Source organism: Haliea sp., assembly GCF_041395985.1.
Taxonomy (GTDB): Bacteria; Pseudomonadota; Gammaproteobacteria; order Pseudomonadales; family Halieaceae; genus Haliea.
Window position 1 is genome coordinate 158,528 of record NZ_JAWKZJ010000004.1, and the last position, 19,102, is coordinate 177,629.

Below are 19,102 nucleotides of genomic sequence, written 5' to 3' on the forward strand. Positions count from 1 at the left end.
TGGGCGGTCGCTATCCCGCATGGCAGGGCATGAAAACGGGCTAACTGTCTGGACCAGCACGGAATTCCGCTGGTAGTTGAACGGGCCTGCTTTCACCCTCACGGGCAATCCAGTAGTCTGTTCGACAGAAAAACGATAAGCAAATACCGGAGGATAGACCTTTGTACGATCTGCTCATTTGTGACGGAAAGATTGTTGACGGCACGGGTCAGCCTGCCTACGTAGGCAACGTCGCAGTGCGCGATGGGCGCATCGTTGCCGTGGGCGACGTGCGCGGTGCAGCCCGGCGCGTGATAGACGCCAGTGGCCTTGTGGTGGCACCGGGGTGGGTGGACACCCATTCCCACATGGATGGCCAGGCAACCTGGGATCCCTACTGCAGTCCGGCGTCCAACCACGGTATCACCACGCTGGTCATGGGCAACTGCGGGGTGGGCTTTGCGCCCTGTAAACCGGACGAGGCTGAGCGGCAGCGCATGATAGAAGTCATGGAAGATGTCGAGGACATTCCCGGCGCTGCACTCGCCGAAGGGATCACCTGGGAGTGGGAGAGCTTCCCGGAGTACCTTGACGCCCTGGATCGCATGCCGCGCGCCATCGATATTGGTGCGCAGGTGCCGCATTGCGCGGTGCGCACCTATGTGATGGGCGAGCGTGGCGTGCGCAACGAGCCCGCGACCCCCGAGGATGTGCAGCGCATGGCCAGCATTGTCCGCGAAGGCCTCGCTGCCGGCGCCGTGGGTTTCACGACGTCGCGCACCGCACTACATACCACCCGCAACGGCGATGTCATGCCGGGCACCTATGCGGATGCCGATGAGCTGCTCGGCATCGGCCGCGTGATTGGCGAGACGGGGCAGGGGATCTACGGGCTGGTGTCGGACTTCGACCAGTGGGAGGAGGAGATGGCGTGGATGAAACGCCTGTCGATCGAAAACGACTGCCAGGTCAACTTTGTCCTCTTCTACCGCTCTGAAGCCGACTGGCCGCGTGTGCAGCAGCAACTGCAATACGTCAAGCAGGCGAGCGCTGAGGGCGCACGGCTGATTCCGCATGTCGGGGCGCGACCGGTGAATATCCTCATGGGGTGGGAAGGCACGGTAAACCCCTTCATGTTTCACCAGAGTTATGCGCCGCTCGCGGGCCTAACACCGGAGGAACGCCTGGCGCGGCTGCGGGACCCCGCAGTGCGACGCGCCATCGTCGAGGAAACACCGCCGCATATGGGCCATGACATAATGGACAAAATCGTCGACGGCTTCGACAACCTGTACGTCCTGGATGAGAACCCCGACTACGAGCCCGCCGCCGAGGACAGTATCCAGCAGCGGGCACAGCGTGCCGGCGTGACGCCGGCCGAGTATGCCTACGATGCGCTGCTCGAGAATGACGGCAAGCGCATGCTGTACTGCCCGCTGTTCGGCTATGACAAGCGCAATCTGGATCGGCAGCTGGAGATGCTCGCGGACAAGAGCTCAGTCATCAGCCTTGCGGATACCGGCGCCCACTGCGGGGTGCTTTCGGATGCCAGTATTCCCACCTGGCTGCTCAGCTACCTGGTGCGCGACCGCCAGCGCGGCCAGCGTTTCAGCCTGGAGCAGGCCGTGCGCATGCACACGCTGGAAACCGCCCGCTGCATGGGGCTCACCGACCGCGGGACCCTGGAAGCGGGCATGAAAGCGGATATCAACATCATCGACCTCGATCACCTGGCGATTGCGTCGCCGCAGGTGGTTTACGACCTCCCGGCCGGTGGCCGGCGCGTCTACCAGGGTGCATCGGGCTACCGGTACACCCTGGTGTCCGGCGAAATCATTATGCAGGACGGTGAAGCGACCGGTGCATTGCCCGGTCGCCTCGTGCGCGCCGGCCAGCACGGTGATCGCCGCACCCCCAACCCCCCACATACCCACAGCAAAGAGGAAGCAGCCTGATGATCAAGGTGAAGGTAGAACGTGAACTGAATGCGCCTGTCGATAAAGTCTGGGCACTGCTGGAAGATTTCGGCAACCTGAACTGGTACCCGGGTTGGACGGATCTCGAGGCAATCGGCGATGGCCCCGGGATGATTCGTCGCATTCACATGGAAGGTATGGACCCCATCGACGAGATTCTCGAGGCGATGGATGCCGCCAGTCGCTCCTTCAGCTATACCATCCCGAAAATGCCCATGCCGGTCAGCGAGTACCGGGCAGAGGTTTCACTGGAACCCCTGGACGATGGAAAACGTACCCTGGCGCGCTGGCAGTGCTCGGCGAAGCCGGAGGGTATTTCCGAGAGTGAAGGCCAGGCGATGCTGGAAGGTATCTACTCTGACATGCTGGCCAAACTGGAAGCGGCTGCCAGCGCCTGACTGGCAGGCGCGCAGTGCGCGGGTGCCACGGCACCCGCGGCAACGCTCAGTCCAGCACGGCCCAGCGCCGGTTGGGGTAGAGAGCCGCCGCTGGCTGATAGAGCCACTCCTCGCGATAGGCTTTGCGCGCCAGTAACTGGATGAGCGGTTCGTCGGCAAGCTGTCCCTCATGAATGGCTGTCAGCAGCCGGGTTAGTGCCTGTGCATAGTGTTTTGGCCGTGTGCCCAGCAGGCGCCCAATGTCCTCACAGCAGGCGGCGCGCACGGCATCCGCATAGCGCTGCTCGCGCTCGGCGCAGGCGACCAGGACGCACGCGTCTGCCACGCGGGAGCGCGCGAAGGGAGTTGTGACGGCAGGAAGTACGTCCCGCTGCAGCGTCGATGACGCTGCGGACAGCAGCACCGATGTATCGGCCGCGGTATCCGGCATTGCCGGTGGTTCCACCGCAATGCCCATGGCGTCTGCAAGCGCCTCGCAGGTTGAGCGGTCCCCGACGTAGCGATAGCTCAGGTACCAGGCCAGTGACTCGCGCAGGCCGGGCTGGTGGCAGGCGGCGTGAATCGGGATCATACCGCGGACATTCTGCTGAATGCGGTAGTACTGCGCCGCTGCCCGTGTGTAGGGAATGCCCGAGAGGCTTTCGTAGCGCTCGAACAGCCCCGTCAGGCCGCCGCTGGGGTTCCAGAATTCACGCACACAGATATTGCCGAGATCTTCCATCGGGTCGCCCCAGTGCCCCCACTCCCAATCGACCACGGCGCTGACGCGGTTGCCGCTGAACAGGAAATTCACCGGCCCGGTATCGCCCTGTACCAGGGAGATCCGCGCGACGCTGGCGGGCGCGAAGCGGCGCAGCCATGCCGCGCCGTAACTGAGGAGCGGATCCTGATAATCCTGCAGGAACGCGGCGAAATTGTGCAGCTGCGCATCGAGGTCGCCGAGTGCAGCCTGCTGCGGTGTGGTGGGTCGCGGACCCAGGTCAGCGTCCAGCGCGAGTGCGTCAATGTCCAGGCAATGCAGGCGGGCGATCGCCGCGATAAAGTCCTCCATGATTTGCCGCTGGCGCTGGGGATCGGTCACGCCCGGCAGGTCCGCGCTGCCGGGAACCCGGCTGAACAGGGCGGCATGGTAGGTTTCGCTCCAGCCCAGCAGGGCCGGCACCGGCACGTCCGTGGCGGTCAATGCCCGACAGATGGCAGCCTCTCTACGCAGAGAGACATTGCTGGCGGCCGCGGGTTGACGATCCAGGCGCAGAAAGCCCTCGAGAATGCCACCATCGCTGCGCGTGACGTCGACGACCCAGGCTTCGCGCCGGGCCACGTGGCGCTCCAGTCGAGAGATCTGCCCTGGTCCGAGGTCAGCCACCCAGCTCAGCAGACCCTCGGGCAGGTCGTGGACCGTCTCTGTCATGGCTGCGCTGACCCTGCCGGCTGGTACCAGATAGGCGAGGTATAGGCTCGTTCCTGATGGGTCAGCTCAGTATTCGTCGGCAGGTTTGCGGCCAGTTTCACCCGGTCGTACACCGGCCAGCGCGGAGTAGGGATTTCCAGAACGCGCAGGTAGTAGACGGCAGCGAGGCTCGGGTCGAAGTCAGGGTCGGTCCACACGGCGCTTAGCTCGGCGCTGCCGATGGTGTTGGCATAGTGGCCGGATTCTGTGTCCACCGTGTTTCCCACGGGCGGCAGTTTTCCGTTTACATCGGGCTCGCGGTCGTCGGACCACGCCACGTCGTAGACCTTTTCGCGGCTTTCTCCCCAGCTATCCACCCAGCCCTTGACGATCTGCAGTCTGTCCAGGTGCGCGCCTTCGGGTTCCTTGAGTGCCAGTGCCATGAACACCGGTGCCCGTAGGACGCTGCCGGGCGGCGGCAGGATGCCGCCCATGGGCACGCCCTTCTTATAGCCCCGCAGGGCTGAATCGGGTGACTGCAGGTCCTCCGGGGTGAAGTTCCAGCCACCGAAAAAACGCACCCGCATGCGCGGCCCTGTGGTGGCGTAGACCTCGCGCCGCCGCATGGCGTCGAACAGGGCCTCGCGGGTGTTTTCGGTAGCCCAGACCGCGGCATAGCCCGCTGCCAGAAGTCCGGCGCTACTCATCTCTGCCTCGGGGATGCCCCACAGGCGGCTGGCCCGATCGGCGGAGGGCTCATGGCTGGACATCTTGCCCCAGAAGTTGTCTTCCTCCACCGCTGCCAGTGCGGTATGGGCGTCGGTGCTGCCGATCATCCCGAACTGGAACGGGTTGACGCCAATGCGCTGCGCGACGCGCAATCCGGTCTGCAGAGCGGGGCGAACGTATTGGAAACGCTGCATCCAGTCTTCCTGCGCGGTGCTCATATCGATGTTGTACTGGTCCCAGGTGCCGTAATCGGCAAATTCGTCATCCGGCGACAGCAGTGGGTGTGCCTCGCCATCCCCTTTCATTTGCGTGACTTCGACCAGCGGTTCCCAACGCAGCCGCTCGCGCGCATAGGCCACACTAATGGCTTCGCCGTTGGCGCGGGTGTCGGCAAACATGAGTCCGCCGCTGAGGTTACCGTTGTGCGGAATCGCCAGTGCCTGCCCCCCGGTGTTCTTTTCGTAGTCCGCGAGGTAGCGCCAGAGCGCCTCCGGGTCCTCGCTGTCGAAGGCGGAAAACGGCGTGACCTGATTGGCGCGCGTCGCACCATCCCGCAACACCACAACACGGTGCAGGTTGTTGCCATTGGGCATGGCAGACCATTCAAAGCCAATCAAAGCGGTAAAGACGCCGGGCTCGTTGGCAGCATCCGCCATGCGAGTATTGGCCTCCCAGGGGGAAGGCAGGGTCGTGGGCAGCGTCACCAGTGGTGTTCCCGATGCATAGGAGGCGCCGATATCCAGCATCATCCGACCGAAGCCGACGGGGTCCCCGCTGGCAAGCACGTCGCGCCAGCGGCGGGCTGTGTCGTTTTGCATCAGTGTGGGGTCGCCGGCACGCAGCGGCGGCATGATACCCATGTATTCCGCGTGGTCGGCGACGACAAGGAAATCCAGGGGCTGGTTCATGCGCGCGCGCAATCCAGTACTGGTCGTGACCGTGTCGCCGCGGGCGAAGCGATAGGCGTCGGCGGCGGTGAGGTTGTGCACTCCGAACAGGTTGGCATCGAGGGACGTTGACGTGTGCAGGTGTGTATCGCCCCAGTACACCTGTTGCGGGTAGTCGCGATCCGCCCAGGGCGAGTAGGGCTCTGCGTAGCCCTGGCTGGCAACGCAGAGCAGCAGTGCGTAGCGGAAAACAGTCCTGGTCAGTGAAAAGTTTGTCATGGTGAGGGCGTTCCTTGTCTGTAGTGAGCCGTGGTTACGCGACGCTGAAGGTTTCAGCGCTGCGACGTCGCTTGGCCAGATCGGCGGGCAGTTGCCTGGCAGCGAAGTAGAACAGCCCGATGGCAACCAGGCCGAACAGCGAGGCAAGTACCATCGCGTAGCGCAGCCCGTCGGTGCCGAAACGCGGGGTCAACAGGTCGCTGGTCAGGCCGGTCAGGAAGGGCCCGAGTCCGAGACCGATCATGTTCAGCACGAAGAACAGAATGGCCGAGGTGAGCGCGCGCATGTTCGGTGGTACGAGGGCATGTGACAGGGCAATGCAGGGCCCCAGATACATCGCCGTGAGGATGTTGGTGAACACCAGAATCACCAGCAGGTGCAGGGTGTTGTCAGTCAGCAGCACGTACAGGTAGGGCACGAAGGCCGCCAGCCCACCGAGCATGGGCACCCAGAGGTACCAGCGAGGATCCTGGGCACCGAAGCGGTCACCCAGATAGCCGCCCAGGTAGGTGCCCAGAGCGCCGCCGATGCCGGAGACCAGGGCCAGCACCACGCCGACCTGTGCGACGGTCAGTCCGTGGCTGCGAATCAGGAACGAGGGAAAGAAGTTCCCCACGCCGTAACTGACGAACGCGGTGAGCGCGCAGCCGATGGCGATCAGCCAGAAGGAGGGCAGTTGCCGCAGCAAGGTCAGCGTTTGCTTCAGGGATGGCTTTGCCGCGGCGTTGTCGGCCGCCGTCTCCCAGCGCCCGCGTAGGGGTTCCTGCACGGTCAGGCGCAGCACGACGGCGAACAGCACGCCGGGAACGCCAACCACCAGAAACGCAACGCGCCAGCCGAAGGCTTCAGCGATCATGCCGCCGAACAGGAAGCCGAACAGGATGCCCACGTAAATACCCATGGAGTAGAACGAGAGCGCCCGGCCCCGCTGCTGTGGCGGAAAGTAGTCGCTGATCATGGAGTGGGAGGGAGGGCTGCCGCCCGCTTCGCCCAGGCCAACGCCGATACGTGCTGCAAGCAGCTGTGCGTAGTTCTGGACAAACCCGGACAGCGCCGTCATGCCACTCCATACGGCGAGGGATATCGACACAATGTTGCGACGGTTGCCGCGGTCTGCCCAGTAGGCGATGGGAATGCCTGCGGTCACGTAGATCAGCGCGAAGCTGAAGCCGCTGAGCAGGCCGAGCTGGGTGTCGGAAAGGCCCATGTCTGCCTTGATCGGCTCCTGCAGAATCACCAGGATCTGTCGGTCGATAAAGTTGAAGGCGTAGACGATGGTCAACATGACCAGCACGAAACGCTTGTAGGCTGGAGAGTAATCCTGCTGGCCGGTGTGCACGGTGCTGGCGTTCCTGTCGTTTTTATAATCCACCCAATATAGCGGTTGCCGCCCTGAGGTCAATTCACCAATTTGCCAGCCGTGTTCAACCGGAGCCGGGCGGCGGCAGGCGCGAGCAGCGCCAGAGTGTGATCCGCCCTGCGGCGGTGTTATTCTGGTCGGCCATTGGATACACTTCGGCGGCAGCGTGAATCGGGAAAAGGTATGACATTATGGCTCAGCTGACGCACCTGGATGCGGCGGGTACGGCGCGCATGGTTGATGTCGGGGACAAGCCCGAGACGCGGCGTGAAGCGGTTGCCAGCGCAAGGGTGACCATGCAGCCAGAAACCCTGCGCCTGTTGCGTCAGGGCGCGCACGCCAAGGGCGACGTGCTGACGGTGGCGAGGGTCGCCGGCATTCAGGGCGCGAAGAAGTGCGCGGATCTCATTCCCCTCTGTCATCCGCTGATGCTCAGTAGTATCGACCTCGACTTCACGCTGGATGAGGGTGCCGGTTGTGTACACGTGACCGCGCGCTGCGCAGTGGCGGGCAAGACCGGTGTTGAGATGGAAGCCCTGACCGCTGCGTCCGTAGCGGCCCTGACCATCTACGATATGTGTAAGGCCGTGGACCGCGGCATGCAGATCCAGGACCTCGGTTTGCAGGCGAAGCACGGTGGTCGTTCGGGCAGCTGGGAGCGCAACGCAGGCGATGACGCATGATGCTGACAGTGCGTTTCTTCGCCAGGCTGCGTGAACAGTTGGCGTGCGAGGTCCTCGAGCTGCCCTGCGAGCCGGGCCTTGACACCGTTGCGGCATTGCGCGCCTCGCTTGCAGCGCGGGGGCCAGTCTGGAAACAGGCTCTGGAAGACCAGAATGTGCTGATGGCGGTAAATCAGTCGCTTGCCGAGCCTGCGACGCCGCTGTCAGCGGGGGATGAGGTTGCGTTTTTTCCTCCGGTAACCGGAGGGTGACGATGTCGACTGAGGGTTGCCGGGTGCAGGTGCAGGAAGCGGCGTTCAACCCCGCTCAACTGCAGGACCTGCTTCCCGCCTCCGGTGCGGTGGTCACCTTCACCGGCAACGTGCGCGATATGAGCGCGGCAGGATCGGTGCATGCGTTGCAACTGGAGCACTATCCCGGGATGACCGAACGCAGCCTGCAGGCAATTGCCTCTGAGGCCACTGTGCGCTGGTCGCTACGCGCGGTGCATATCCTGCACCGGGTAGGGCGCATTGAAGCGGGCGAGTCCATCGTCTGGGTGGGGGTGTGTGCCGATCATCGTGGCGAGGCGTTCGCGGCCTGCGAATTCATCATGGACGCCCTGAAGACCCGGGCACCGTTCTGGAAGAAGGAGCATGGCGCGCAGGATGCACGCTGGGTGGAGGCCCGGGACAGTGATATTTCGCGCGCCGAACGCTGGCAGTTAACCCGAACAGGGGATGCCGGCATGGGGCCGTGCGGGTGAACCTGTAGCGTCCACAAACAGTATTAACACAACACTAGACAGGAGCAGGATATGGAATTGGACGGACGGGAGTTGCGCAACGCCCTGGGACGGTTTGCCACAGGCGTGTGCCTCATAACCGCGGTCAACGAGGAGGGTGAGGCACTCGCGCTGACGGCCAACTCGTTCAGCTCCGTGTCGCTGGATCCGCCGCTTGTCCTGTGGAGCCTGCAGAACAACTCGGATGTGTTTTCCCTCTACTCCAGCGCCAAACACTATGCGATCAACGTACTGGCGGGCAATCAGCAGGAGCTTTCCTCGCGCTATGCCCGCAAAGGCGATCACCTGCTTGATCCCGAGCATTTCACACCCGGTGAGCAGGGTGGCGCGCCGTTGATCAACGGCGCCCTGGTACAGTTCGAATGCAGCCTGGAGGCGACGCACCCGGGTGGCGACCACCTGATTATTGTTGGCCGGGTGCAGGCCATGCATGCGCAGGCCGAAGGCGAACCGCTGGTGTTCTACAGCGGTGCCTACCGGGCTCTGGCCTGAGACTGCGCCGGGCGGGATGACCGAATGAATTTCTGTACGAGTTGCGGCGCGGCGGTCGCCCTGAGAATTCCCGACGGGGATGATCGCGAGCGCTTCGTCTGCACCGTCTGTGAGGTGATTCACTACGTGAACCCGCGGGTTATCGTCGGCTGTGTGCCGGTTTACGAAGGCCGCATACTGCTCTGCAAGCGGGCCATCGAGCCGCGCTCAGGTTACTGGACCTTGCCGGCGGGTTTTATGGAGAATGGCGAAACCACCGTGCAGGGTGCGGCGCGCGAAACCTGGGAGGAGGCGCGAGCCCGCGTTACCGGGCTGGAGCTTTACCGCGTGTTTGATGTGCCGCATATCAACCAGGTGTACATGTTCTACCGCTGCCAGGTGGTGAACGGTGAGTTCGGCGTTGGCCCGGAGAGCACCGAAACCGCTCTTTACCGGCAGGAGGACATTCCCTGGGGCGAGATTGCGTTTCCCGTCGTGCAGGAAACGCTCAGGGAGTATTTTGCCGATCGCGAGTCGGGGCATTTCCCGGTGCGCGTGTCGGCGATCGAGCGCCGTCGACCCTCGAGTCGGTAATCGGGGTGTGGCGCCGGAGACGAATCGTACCTACAAGGAGAACAACCCATGGCATTCCCCAAAGTTGGCAACCTGGCTCCCGCATTTTCCCTGCCTGATCAGGACGGGAAAACCGTCACCCTGAAACAGTTCCGCGACAAGAAAAACGTGGTGCTGTATTTCTATCCGAAAGCGATGACGCCGGGTTGTACTGTGCAGGCCTGTGGTATCCGCGACAGCAAGAAAGCGCTGGACAAGGCCGATACCGTGGTGCTCGGTGTCAGCCCCGACCCGGTGGCGCGGCTGGGCAAGTTCATTGAAAAGCAGGACCTCAATTTCACCCTGCTGTCCGATGAGGACCACGCCGTTGCCGAAAAGTACGGGGCCTGGGGCCTGAAAAAATTTATGGGGCGTGAGTTTATGGGGATACTGCGCAGCAGTTTCATCATCGGCAAGGATGGGCGTCTCAAGCACGTGATGGACAAGGTGGCGACCAAGAGTCACCACGACGATGTGCTCGCCCTGATCAAAGAGCTCGGTTTGTAGCGCATGGTCACTTTCAGCCTTAACGGGCGCGAGGTCGAACTCGACGTAGATCCCGAGACACCGTTGTTGTGGGTGCTGCGCGATCATTTGCAACTCACGGGCACGCGCTTCGGCTGCGGCATGGGCCTCTGTGGCGCCTGCACCGTGCATCTGGACGGCGCTGCCATTCGCAGCTGCTCGACGCCGTTGGCGATGGCGGCCGGCCGCAGCGTCACCACCATTGAGGGGCTGGGAGGTAACCACCCGCTGCAACACGCCTGGGTTGAGCACAACGTGCCGCAGTGCGGGTACTGCCAGTCCGGACAGATCATGTCGGCCGCGGCCCTGCTCGCAGCCAACCCGCAGCCTGACGAGGAGAGCATACGCCAGGCGATGTCCGGCAATCTGTGCCGCTGTGGTACTTACCATAAAGTGCAGCAGGCGATCCTCAGTGCGGCCGCAGTCGCGCACTGGCAGCCTGCTGCGGAGGATGCATCATGAGCCTGACCCGGCGCCAGTTTATCCGCAATGTGTCCGTGGCCGGAGGTGCACTCACCCTGGGTTTCCAGCTGACGGGATGCTCGGGAAAGCCTCTGCAACTCGGTAGCGACGCAGATTTTCAGCCGAATGCTTTCCTGCGTATCGAGCCGGATGGCACTGTGATTCTGCAGATTCCCAAAGCCGAGATGGGGCAGGGCGTGATCACCGGTATGGTCACGCTTGTCGCCGAAGAGCTGGAAGTGCATCCCTCGCGCATTGACTACGCCATGGCGCCGGTGCACAGCGCCTTCGGCGATCCGGAGATGCGACTGCAGATTACCGGCGGCAGCGCCTCCATCCGCGTCTACCATGAAATCCTCCGGCAGGTTGGCGCCAGCGCCAGAGAAACCCTGGTGGCCGCCGCCATGCAGCAGAGCGGTCTCGATAGAGCCAGTCTTGAAGCCCGGGACGGGCGTGTGCGCAGCGCCGATGGCAATGTGGATCTCGGCTACGCGGAGCTGGTTCCGGTGGCACGAGCGCTGGCAGTGGTCAGCGATGTTGCCCTGAAGCCAGCAGACCAGTGGCGCTGGATTGGCCGCTACGACCAGCGCGTGGACGCGGTGGCAAAGACAGACGGCAGCGCCCGCTTCGGTATGGATGCCAGTCCCGAGGGCTGTCTGACGGCGGTGCTGCTGCGCTGCCCCTGGTTTGATGGTGCGGTCGAATCCTTTGAGGCCGCAGAGGCCCTGGCGCTACCCGGGGTGGTTGCGGTGTTTGCCACCGATTTCGGCGTCGCCGTGGTTGCGGAGGGTTACTGGCCGGCGCGCCAGGCTGCGGGTAAGGTTCGGGTGAACTTCACGCCGCCCGGCGGCGGGCTGCGCGACAGCGCGGCGATCAGCGCAGCGCTTGAGGCGGCGCTGGATGGCGAGGACTTTGCCAGTGTGCGGGACGACCCCGCGACTGCGGCGGCGGAACAGGGCGAGCGGGTCAGCGCCCGCTATGCGGTGCCGTTCCTGGCCCACGCGGCCATGGAACCGCTCAACGCGACCTGTCGCCTCACCGCCGACGGCTGCGAGGTATGGGTGGGTTCCCAGGCGCCGGATCTGGCACGGGACGTGGCCTCGCGCGTGCTCGGCGTACCCCGTGAAGCAGTGGTGATTCACAACCAGTTTCTCGGCGGCGGTTTCGGGCGGCGGGCAGCCGCGGACAATGTCGCGGAGGTGGTCGCCATCGCGCGCGAATTGAAGCAGCCGGTGAAGCTGGTGTGGAGTCGGGAAGACGACATGCGCCACGACTGGTACAGGCCTGCCATGGCCGGCGCCATAGAAGCCCGCGTACACCCGGATGGCCGGGTGAGCCACTGGCAGCACCGGATTGCCGGTCCGAGTATCAACCAGCAGGTTTTGCCGGTGATGATGGGCGCCATGTTGCCCCAGTGGGTTCCCGGCGGGCCACGGCAATGGGTGGGTGACTTCGTCGGCAAGAAAGACTTCGCGTCGGTAGAGGGTTCCAAGGAGCTGCCCTACGCTTTCGACGGCGTCAGCGTCAGCTATCGCAATGTGCCGGTGCCGATACCGTTGGGCTACTGGCGGTCGGTGGGGCACAGTCACAATGCTTTCGTGGTCGAGAGTTTTGTCGACGAGCTGGCGCATGCCGCGGGTATCGACCCGTTGGCCTTCCGTCGGCAGCATCTCCCCGAGTCGGCACGTCAGCGGCGCGTGCTCGATGCGGTGGCCAGGGCCGCCAACTGGGGCAATGTGCCTGCAGGCCGTTTCCAGGGCATCGCCGTGCACGACTCTTTCCACTCTTGCGTCGCTGAAGTGGTTGAGGTGTCGCGCGTCGACGGCAAGGTGCGACTGGAGCATGTCTACTGCGCAATTGACTGTGGCCAGGTGATCAACCCGGATATTGTCAAGGATCAGATGATTGGCGGCATCGTGTTTGCGTTGAGTGCGGCGCTGCACGGCGAGATCACGCTCAAGGATGGCGCGGTGGAACAGAGCAATTATCATGACTATCCGCTGCTGCGGCAGACCGACACGCCACCCATGACGGTGGTGTTGGTCGAGAGCAGCGCGCCGCCTACCGGCGTTGGTGAGCCGGGTACGCCGCCCGCGGCACCTGCGTTGGCCAACGCGCTGTTTGCCGCGACCGGAGAGCGACAGCGACGTCTGCCGTTGCGCCTGGGCTGAAGCGCGGGGCCGCCGCTGGGCGGCGCTGCAGGGCGCATCCCCGTGGCGGCGTCTCACTGTGGGTAGGCAGGTCGCTGTCGCGAGGGGAGGCGCTTGACGGCGGGCGGCGCCGGGTGCAGACTAACACGCATTAGTCTGTACCCGACCCACATCGCAGGAGTGCCCCATGAACCGCTGTCCCCATATTGATCTCAACGACCCCGAGAGCTACCGGGGCGGGTTGCCTCGCGAAGCCTTCACCTACCTGCGGCAGGAGGAGCCCGTGTACTGGCACGCGCCCAGCCACGGGAGCCCGGGGTACTGGGCGGTCACGCGCCAGGCGGAAATCGACGAGGTGTCCAAAAACCCCCAGCTGTTCTCCTCCGCTGAACGCACGTGCATGCTGAAGGATCCCACGCCCGAGGAAGTGGAGATGATGCGTGCGTTGATGATCAATATGGATCCACCCAAACACCTGAAGTATCGCCGCCTGGTGCGCTCTGCCTTTACCCCGCGCAAAGTGGACAGCTATGAACCCCGGTTCCGCGAGATTGCCCGCGAAATACTCGATCGGGCCCTGCCGTCAGGGCGCTGTGACTTCGTCGAGGATATCGCGATGGAGTTGCCCCTGATAGCGATCTGCGAGCTGATGGGGGTGCCGCTGGAGAAGCGCCAGCGCCTGTTCGAACTGACCAACATCATGCTTGGCATGGATGATCCTGACCTGACCACCTCGGAAGAGGACGGCATGAACGCCATGATTGAAATGTTCATGCTCGGCATGGAACTGGCAACCGCGCATCGGGAAAACGGCTCTGAGGGCATCGTGGCTACGCTGCTGGACGGCACAGTGGAAGACGAACCGCTCACGGATGAGGAATTCTGCAACTTCTTCATGCTGCTGATTGTGGCCGGCAATGAAACAACACGCACGGTCACCAGCCAGGGCATGCGCATGTTGCTGGAAAACCCCGACCAGTATCAGGCGCTTGTCGACAACCCCGGCCTGGTGCCCGACGCCATCGAGGAGTTTCTGCGCTACAACCCGGCAGTGATCGCGTTTCGGCGTACGGCGATGGAAGACACGATGCTCGGCGGTCAACAGATTCGCAAGGGCGATCTGGTCCAGCTGTTCTACGGCGCTGCCAGTGCCGATGAAACGGTGTTCGATGACCCGGAGCGCTTTGATATCCTGCGCAACCAGCGCGAAGACGTACGCAATGGTCACCGCGCCTTCGGCGTTGGTCAGCATTTCTGCCTGGGCTCGCACCTGGCGCGGCTGGAGCTTACCGTTATTTTCGAGGAAATTGTGCAGCGTATGCGCAACCCGCGACTTGACGGTGAAATTCAGTGGTTGCGCTCCAGCTTTATTCACGGCATCAAGCACATGCCCATTGTGTTTGATGTGGCCTGAGCACACCTTCTCTTGGCGGTGGGCGGCCGCGAGGGTGCCACCGCGCTTCCCCTCGGTTCATGCTATTGTGCCCAACGCTGAATTCTGGCCGCCGCGCCGGCGCTGATCTTGGTGTCGGCCCGCGCTGGCAGCACAATGGCCGGCCTGTCACTGAAGGAGAACCGCACCATGCCCATGCCTACCAATATCGGCGTTATCGACTTGATGCTGGCTGTACCCGGCGAGGATAACAGCAACTTCTACGAGTGGATAAAGCCGATGCTCATGGATAAACAAAGCCATGAGATGTTCAAAATGCCTGCGCAGTACATGTTCAAGGATATCCCGCAGATCGATGGCCAGGATGACTACGTTGCCTACACCGTAGCGCAAATGGACAAGCACAACATCGAGCGGGCGATGATAGGCGTCGGTCCCTATGCGGAGCAGCATAAAGAGGCCTTGCGTCGCTTTCCCGACCGCTTCTTTGCCTGTTACGAAGCGAACCCCAATAACGGTATGGATGAAGTGCGTACCATTGTCGCATTGAAGGAAGAGTTTGATATCAAGGCGGTGACCGCATCGCCGGCGATGATCTGCCCGCCCGTGCCGGTGAATGACAAAAAGTGGTACCCCATTTATGCCAAGCTTGTGGAACTGGATATCCCGTTCTGTCCCTGCATGGGTATTCCCGGGCCGCGGTTACCCTTCGGGCCGCAGAAAGTCGAGTTGCTGGATGAAGTGCTGTGGTTCTTCCCCGAATTGAATGTGGTAACCCGGCACGGCTGTGAGCCCTGGACCGATGTAGCCTGGAAGATGATGCTCAAGTATCCGAACCTGCACTATATGACCAGCGCCTTCGCGCCCAAGCACTACCCGAAGGATATCGTGCATTTTGCCAACACCCGCGGTGCGGATCAGGTCATGTATGCTGGCTACTTCCCCATGGGGTTGTCGCTGGACCGGATCTTCCGGGAGATGCCGGACGTACCGTTCCGGGATGAGGTGTGGCCCAAGTTTTTGCGCGAGAATGCGCTGCGTGTTTTCAAACTCGATCAATAGCAGGAGTCGTCTATGGACTACGCAGATATCGAACAGGCGGTTCAGGCACCGGGCCTGCGCCTGGTGCTTACCGCCGGTGTGCCGGGCCCGTGGGGTGAGGCTGCGAAATCGCTGTTTGACTACAAGGGGCTGAAATACCTGCCTGTGCGTCAGGAGGCTGGAGGTGAAAACGCTGCCCTGGTGGCCTGGACCGGACAGAGTTCAGCGCCGGTTGCGGTGTATGACGATCTGCCGCCGGTCTGTCACTGGCTGGACCTCTTGCACCTGGCGGAGCGCCTCGCGCCGGCGCCGGCACTGCTCCCTGATGACCCGGCGCAGCGCGCTGAGGTACTCGGACTGTCCGCCCTGATCGCGGGTGTGGACGGCTTTGGCTGGCAGCGCCGCTTGCAGCTGTTTGTGCCCGGTATGTCCATGGACGAGCCACCCGAGCCGATCCAGCGTATGGCGTCCAAGTATGGCTGGAGTCAGGAGGCCGCCGCGCAGGCCGGTCAGCGCATGGCGGGTATTGCCGGCCTGCTGGACCAGCGTCTGGCGGCACAGGAAGCCGCGGGCAAGAACTGGCTGGTTGGCGACGCGGTGACAGCGGCAGATTTTTACTGGGCCAATTTTCTCGGCATGGTGCATCCGCTGCCGGCGGAGGTGAATCCGATGCCGGATTATCTGCGCGACATGTACGCATCGGGTGCGGAAGACACTGCGCGCTGGCTGACCCCACGCCTGCTGGCGCATCGCGAGCGCATGTACCAGGAATATATACGTCTGCCGCTGGACTTCTAGTCAGCAGCGGCAGGGCGGCGCTCCGTGGCGCATCAAAAACCGATAATAAACAAGGAGAAATGCCATGCTTTCACAACAGGAACTGTCAGACCGACTGGAACTGCAGGATCTTGTCTTCCATTATTCGCACCTGATCGACAGCAAGGCGTTTGATGAGTTGCGCAATGTGTTCACCGAGGACGCACACGTGGATTACTCCGCCTTCGGCGGGTCCGTCGGCAACCTGGAGGAGACCATCGCCTACCTGAAGGAAGCCGTTTCCGATGGTGTATTCCCCAACAGCCAGCACCTGAATGCCAACCTGCAGTTTGTCGTCGATGGTGACACGGCGACAGGGCGTGTGATGTGCTTCAACCCGATGGAAATGGCGCTGCCGGAGGGTGGTCGTCACGTGTTCCTCCTGGGTCTCTGGTACGTCGACGAATATGTGCGCACCGCACAGGGCTGGCGTATTCGTCGACGCGCCGAGGAAAAGAGCTGGGTGTTCAACGCACCTGACTTCATGCAGCTGTAAGGCGGCACACATGATTGATCTGTACACCGCGCCGACACCGAATGGCTACAAGGTGTCGATTGCGCTGGAAGAGATGCAGTTGCCGTACACTGTGCACACGGTCGACCTGCGCGCGGGCGAGCAAAAAAAACCTGCGTTTCTGCGCATCAGCCCCAACGGCCGTATTCCGGCGATTGTGGATCGTGATGAAGGCGATTTCGCTGTGTTCGAGTCCGGCGCGATTCTGCTCTACCTGGCAGAGAAGTGCGGCAGGTTTCTGCCCGCAGACCGCAGGGGTCGTTCGCTGGTCATTCAGTGGCTGATGTTCCAGATGGGGGGTGTTGGGCCCATGATGGGCCAGGCCAATGTGTTCTACCGCTATTTCCCGGAGAAGATACAGCCCGCCATCGATCGCTACCAGGCTGAGGGTCGGCGTCTGTTCGAAGTCATGGATGCGCGCCTGTCAGACCATGAGTTTCTCGCCGGTGACTACAGTATTGCCGACATGGCCAACTGGGCCTGGGTGCGTACCCATCGCTGGTCGGGCATCTCCATTGAAGGGCTGGACAACCTGTCACGGTGGTTGGGAGTGATTGGCGAGCGCCCCCTGGCGCGAGCCGGCACCAAGGTGCCGATTGATATCGCGGAACTCATGGACGCGAAAAAAACCGAGGAAGCCGAAGCGTTTTCACGCAATGCACGCGCCATGGTTACCGGGGCGGGCGACGCAAACACCTGACGTGCCTGCGCCGCTGCCGCCGCGCGTGGCAGGTGCACGCGGGCGGGTGCGGGTTGCGGCGGCGCTAGCGGTGCGGCCACTGCGCCAGATGTGCGGCACGGATATCGGGCTTCAACAGTTTCCCTGTGGCATTGCGCACCAGCGGTTGCCGGGTCAGTTGCCACTGAGTGGGTATCTTGTAGCCCGCCATGTGCTCTCGCAGGTAGCTCACCAGGTCCTCGATCTGCAGGTCGGGTGCGCCGCTCACCGTGGCGGCGAGTTCCTCACCGAGGTCGGGGTGAGGTAGCCCGTAAACAGAGGCTTCAATGACCTGGGGGTGGGCCGTCAGTACGCCCTCAACCTCAACCGGGTAGATGTTCTCGCCGTTGCGGATCACCATATCCTTGATTCTGTCGACTACGTGCACGAAGCCATATTCATCCACATAACCGATGTCGCCAGTACGCACCCAGCCATCGACAAACGTGTCCGCGGTCGCTTGCGGAAGATTCCAGTATTCCCGCGCATTGGTGGGGCTGCGCACCATCAGCTCGCCGCGCTCGCCCGCCGGAAGCACCTTGCCCTGCGCATCCACGCTCTGGATGTCCACGATAGGTGAGATGGTGCCCGCCGCTGTGGGTTGCAGGCGGTAGGCCTCGCCGGTACAGCTGCTGCCGGTGGCATTGGTTTCCGTCATGCCGTAACCGGTGCCCGGATAGGCATCGGGTACTTTCCGGTAGATCAGGTCTTTCAGGTGCGGCGGGCAAGCGGCTCCACCCGCGCCCAGGGAGAACAGGCTGCGCGTGTCTGTACGCTCGAAAGCGGGTGATTCGAGCATCGCAATGGTCATCGCGGGTACGCCGGTAAATACGGTGATGCGCTCGCGTTCGATGACCTTCAGGGCCTCTTCCGGGTCCCATTTGTAGAGGATGCTGGTCTTGCGCCCACCGCGCAGGTTGAGCAGGAAGATCGCATAGCAGCCGGACACGTGGAACAGTGGCACCGCCAGCAGCGTGCAGGGCTCGAAGCCCGAGTTCATCATCTTGCCGATAACCTCGGGGTTGGTCATGGCAGATACGTAGGACATCAATTCGAAATTCATCAGTGCCTGACAGATAGCGGCGTGGGTCGAGGCCGCACCTTTCGGTTTACCGGTCGTACCTGAGGTATACATGATCATCGCCAGGTCCTCGCCGTCCAGTGCGACGTCTGGCCGTTGGGCGCTCCCGGATTGTGTGGCCTCCCAGGGCGTTGCCGGCGCGATGTCGGCACCGCTGCTGCGCACGACGACCGCTCGACAATCCAGGGCCTGGAGCTGGTCTTGCACCAGCGCATAGCGCTCCATGTCACACACCACGAGACACGCCCCGGCATCCTTCAGCGCGTAGCCCAGCTCTTCTGCGCGCCCCCAGCTGTTCAGGGGGACCACGATGGCTCCCGTGGCGAGGATGCCGACGAACGCGAACATCCACTCCGGGTAGTTGCGCATCGCAATGGCGACCCGGTCACCCTTGCGAATGCCCGCCTCGTGCACGAGGTAGTGGGAAAAGCGATCCGCAGCCGAGAAGAAATCCGAGAACGTGTAGCGCTCGTCTTCGTAGGTAACCGCAGTTTTTTCGCCATGTGCGCGGCCGGCGTCCAGCGCGTCGCGCAGATTGGCCGGCGCATTCATGTAGCAGCGCAGCATGACGCCATTCACGTCCCTTTCGGACATTTCGAACGGCGCTCCAGGGGCGGTGAGTTGCTCGGTGGCGGCACGCAGATTGGCGCTCAGGGCGGCGACTTCATTCATGGCGGTCGATATTCTCCGGTCGTCGTCTGTTCGGAATCAGGGTTGGACGCCTCGCATCATACACAAGGGTCGTGTGCAGGGGCAGTCTCGGTGCTAACCCCGTCGCGAATTGAACGGCGACAGTCCATTCCGTTACACTGGCGCGCTTTGCCCCGGGGCGAGCGGCGTTGATCATCGCTGGC

Annotated in this window: 19 protein-coding genes; 15 read left to right on the plus strand and 4 right to left on the minus strand. The window is 62.8% G+C overall.

Annotated elements, in window-relative coordinates; all coding sequences use genetic code 11:
* Positions 1-161 precede the first annotated feature (161 nt).
* Together R3E49_RS09295 and R3E49_RS09300 are read left to right on the plus strand one after the other, a co-directional pair.
* Positions 162-1,934, plus strand: coding sequence for an amidohydrolase family protein (locus tag R3E49_RS09295; RefSeq protein WP_371294786.1), 1,773 nt, complete (start codon positions 162-164; stop codon positions 1,932-1,934).
* Positions 1,934-2,353 carry an SRPBCC family protein gene (locus tag R3E49_RS09300; RefSeq protein ID WP_371294787.1) on the plus strand — a complete coding sequence of 140 codons (420 nt, stop codon included), beginning with the start codon at positions 1,934-1,936 and terminating at the stop codon, positions 2,351-2,353. Before R3E49_RS09295 ends, R3E49_RS09300 begins: the two co-directional genes overlap by 1 nt.
* A 46-nt stretch (positions 2,354-2,399) precedes the next feature.
* On the opposite strand, the gene R3E49_RS09305 is transcribed toward R3E49_RS09300, so the two are convergent.
* From R3E49_RS09305 to R3E49_RS09315, 3 genes are read right to left on the minus strand one after another with little or no spacing between them, the layout of a single operon-like run.
* Entirely contained in the window at positions 2,400-3,764 is a 1,365-nt protein-coding gene (locus R3E49_RS09305) for a phosphotransferase family protein (RefSeq protein WP_371294788.1), read from the minus strand.
* The gene (locus R3E49_RS09310) at positions 3,761-5,638 is read right to left on the minus strand and encodes a DUF3604 domain-containing protein (RefSeq protein ID WP_371294789.1); all 1,878 of its coding nucleotides are present in this window, start codon (positions 5,636-5,638) and stop codon (positions 3,761-3,763) included. The genes R3E49_RS09305 and R3E49_RS09310 overlap by 4 nt, the downstream gene beginning before the upstream one ends.
* A 34-nt stretch (positions 5,639-5,672) precedes the next feature.
* Entirely contained in the window at positions 5,673-6,977 is a 1,305-nt protein-coding gene (locus tag R3E49_RS09315) for a spinster family MFS transporter (RefSeq protein WP_371294790.1), read from the minus strand.
* A gap of 212 nt (positions 6,978-7,189) precedes the next feature.
* Between R3E49_RS09315 and moaC the strand changes: the two genes are divergently transcribed.
* From moaC to R3E49_RS09380, 13 genes are all read left to right on the plus strand, one after another.
* The gene (gene moaC, locus R3E49_RS09320) at positions 7,190-7,681 is read left to right on the plus strand and encodes a cyclic pyranopterin monophosphate synthase MoaC (RefSeq protein ID WP_371294791.1); all 492 of its coding nucleotides are present in this window, start codon (positions 7,190-7,192) and stop codon (positions 7,679-7,681) included.
* Entirely contained in the window at positions 7,678-7,932 is a 255-nt protein-coding gene (gene moaD / locus R3E49_RS09325; RefSeq protein WP_371294792.1) for a molybdopterin converting factor subunit 1, read from the plus strand. Before moaC ends, moaD begins: the two co-directional genes overlap by 4 nt.
* 2 nt (positions 7,933-7,934) lie before the next feature.
* On the plus strand, positions 7,935-8,426 hold the full coding sequence (locus R3E49_RS09330; protein ID WP_371294793.1) for a molybdenum cofactor biosynthesis protein MoaE: 492 nt from the start codon (positions 7,935-7,937) through the stop codon (positions 8,424-8,426).
* A gap of 51 nt (positions 8,427-8,477) precedes the next feature.
* Positions 8,478-8,957, plus strand: a complete 480-nt coding sequence (locus R3E49_RS09335; protein WP_371294794.1) for a flavin reductase family protein — start codon at positions 8,478-8,480, stop codon at positions 8,955-8,957.
* Positions 8,958-8,981: 24 nt separating this feature from the next.
* Positions 8,982-9,530: an NUDIX hydrolase gene (locus R3E49_RS09340; RefSeq protein ID WP_371294795.1), complete on the plus strand. Its 549-nt coding sequence runs from the start codon at positions 8,982-8,984 to the stop codon at positions 9,528-9,530.
* Positions 9,531-9,578: 48 nt separating this feature from the next.
* Positions 9,579-10,055: a thioredoxin-dependent thiol peroxidase gene (gene bcp / locus R3E49_RS09345; protein ID WP_371294796.1), complete on the plus strand. Its 477-nt coding sequence runs from the start codon at positions 9,579-9,581 to the stop codon at positions 10,053-10,055.
* A gap of 3 nt (positions 10,056-10,058) precedes the next feature.
* The gene (locus R3E49_RS09350) at positions 10,059-10,535 is read left to right on the plus strand and encodes a (2Fe-2S)-binding protein (protein ID WP_371294797.1); all 477 of its coding nucleotides are present in this window, start codon (positions 10,059-10,061) and stop codon (positions 10,533-10,535) included.
* Positions 10,532-12,706, plus strand: a complete 2,175-nt coding sequence (locus R3E49_RS09355; RefSeq protein ID WP_371294798.1) for a molybdopterin cofactor-binding domain-containing protein — start codon at positions 10,532-10,534, stop codon at positions 12,704-12,706. The genes R3E49_RS09350 and R3E49_RS09355 overlap by 4 nt, the downstream gene beginning before the upstream one ends.
* Positions 12,707-12,872: 166 nt before the next feature.
* On the plus strand, positions 12,873-14,099 hold the full coding sequence (locus tag R3E49_RS09360; RefSeq protein WP_371294799.1) for a cytochrome P450: 1,227 nt from the start codon (positions 12,873-12,875) through the stop codon (positions 14,097-14,099).
* Positions 14,100-14,267: 168 nt separating this feature from the next.
* Positions 14,268-15,140, plus strand: coding sequence for an amidohydrolase family protein (locus tag R3E49_RS09365; RefSeq protein WP_290746833.1), 873 nt, complete (start codon positions 14,268-14,270; stop codon positions 15,138-15,140).
* A gap of 12 nt (positions 15,141-15,152) precedes the next feature.
* The gene (locus R3E49_RS09370; protein ID WP_371294800.1) at positions 15,153-15,917 is read left to right on the plus strand and encodes a glutathione S-transferase family protein; all 765 of its coding nucleotides are present in this window, start codon (positions 15,153-15,155) and stop codon (positions 15,915-15,917) included.
* 64 nt (positions 15,918-15,981) lie between these two features.
* On the plus strand, positions 15,982-16,431 hold the full coding sequence (locus tag R3E49_RS09375; protein WP_371294801.1) for a nuclear transport factor 2 family protein: 450 nt from the start codon (positions 15,982-15,984) through the stop codon (positions 16,429-16,431).
* A 10-nt stretch (positions 16,432-16,441) separates the two neighbouring features.
* On the plus strand, positions 16,442-17,149 hold the full coding sequence (locus R3E49_RS09380; protein ID WP_371294802.1) for a glutathione S-transferase family protein: 708 nt from the start codon (positions 16,442-16,444) through the stop codon (positions 17,147-17,149).
* A 64-nt stretch (positions 17,150-17,213) separates the two neighbouring features.
* On the opposite strand, the gene R3E49_RS09385 is transcribed toward R3E49_RS09380, so the two are convergent.
* Entirely contained in the window at positions 17,214-18,920 is a 1,707-nt protein-coding gene (locus R3E49_RS09385; RefSeq protein WP_371294803.1) for a class I adenylate-forming enzyme family protein, read from the minus strand.
* Positions 18,921-19,102 lie beyond the last annotated feature (182 nt).

Excerpts from the sequence above, each read along its gene's own strand:
- R3E49_RS09300 (WP_371294787.1), top strand. The coding sequence starts at position 1,934 with ATGATCAAGGTGAAGGTAGAACGTGAACTGAATGCGCCTGTCGATAAA.
- R3E49_RS09305 (WP_371294788.1), bottom strand. The coding sequence starts at position 3,764 with ATGACAGAGACGGTCCACGACCTGCCCGAGGGTCTGCTGAGCTGGGTG.
- R3E49_RS09310 (WP_371294789.1), bottom strand. The coding sequence starts at position 5,638 with ATGACAAACTTTTCACTGACCAGGACTGTTTTCCGCTACGCACTGCTG.
- moaC (WP_371294791.1), top strand. The coding sequence starts at position 7,190 with ATGGCTCAGCTGACGCACCTGGATGCGGCGGGTACGGCGCGCATGGTT.
- moaD (WP_371294792.1), top strand. The coding sequence starts at position 7,678 with ATGATGCTGACAGTGCGTTTCTTCGCCAGGCTGCGTGAACAGTTGGCG.
- R3E49_RS09330 (WP_371294793.1), top strand. The coding sequence starts at position 7,935 with ATGTCGACTGAGGGTTGCCGGGTGCAGGTGCAGGAAGCGGCGTTCAAC.
- R3E49_RS09335 (WP_371294794.1), top strand. The coding sequence starts at position 8,478 with ATGGAATTGGACGGACGGGAGTTGCGCAACGCCCTGGGACGGTTTGCC.
- R3E49_RS09340 (WP_371294795.1), top strand. The coding sequence starts at position 8,982 with ATGAATTTCTGTACGAGTTGCGGCGCGGCGGTCGCCCTGAGAATTCCC.
- bcp (WP_371294796.1), top strand. The coding sequence starts at position 9,579 with ATGGCATTCCCCAAAGTTGGCAACCTGGCTCCCGCATTTTCCCTGCCT.
- R3E49_RS09350 (WP_371294797.1), top strand. The coding sequence starts at position 10,059 with ATGGTCACTTTCAGCCTTAACGGGCGCGAGGTCGAACTCGACGTAGAT.
- R3E49_RS09355 (WP_371294798.1), top strand. The coding sequence starts at position 10,532 with ATGAGCCTGACCCGGCGCCAGTTTATCCGCAATGTGTCCGTGGCCGGA.
- R3E49_RS09360 (WP_371294799.1), top strand. The coding sequence starts at position 12,873 with ATGAACCGCTGTCCCCATATTGATCTCAACGACCCCGAGAGCTACCGG.
- R3E49_RS09365 (WP_290746833.1), top strand. The coding sequence starts at position 14,268 with ATGCCCATGCCTACCAATATCGGCGTTATCGACTTGATGCTGGCTGTA.
- R3E49_RS09370 (WP_371294800.1), top strand. The coding sequence starts at position 15,153 with ATGGACTACGCAGATATCGAACAGGCGGTTCAGGCACCGGGCCTGCGC.
- R3E49_RS09375 (WP_371294801.1), top strand. The coding sequence starts at position 15,982 with ATGCTTTCACAACAGGAACTGTCAGACCGACTGGAACTGCAGGATCTT.
- R3E49_RS09380 (WP_371294802.1), top strand. The coding sequence starts at position 16,442 with ATGATTGATCTGTACACCGCGCCGACACCGAATGGCTACAAGGTGTCG.
- R3E49_RS09385 (WP_371294803.1), bottom strand. The coding sequence starts at position 18,920 with ATGAATGAAGTCGCCGCCCTGAGCGCCAATCTGCGTGCCGCCACCGAG.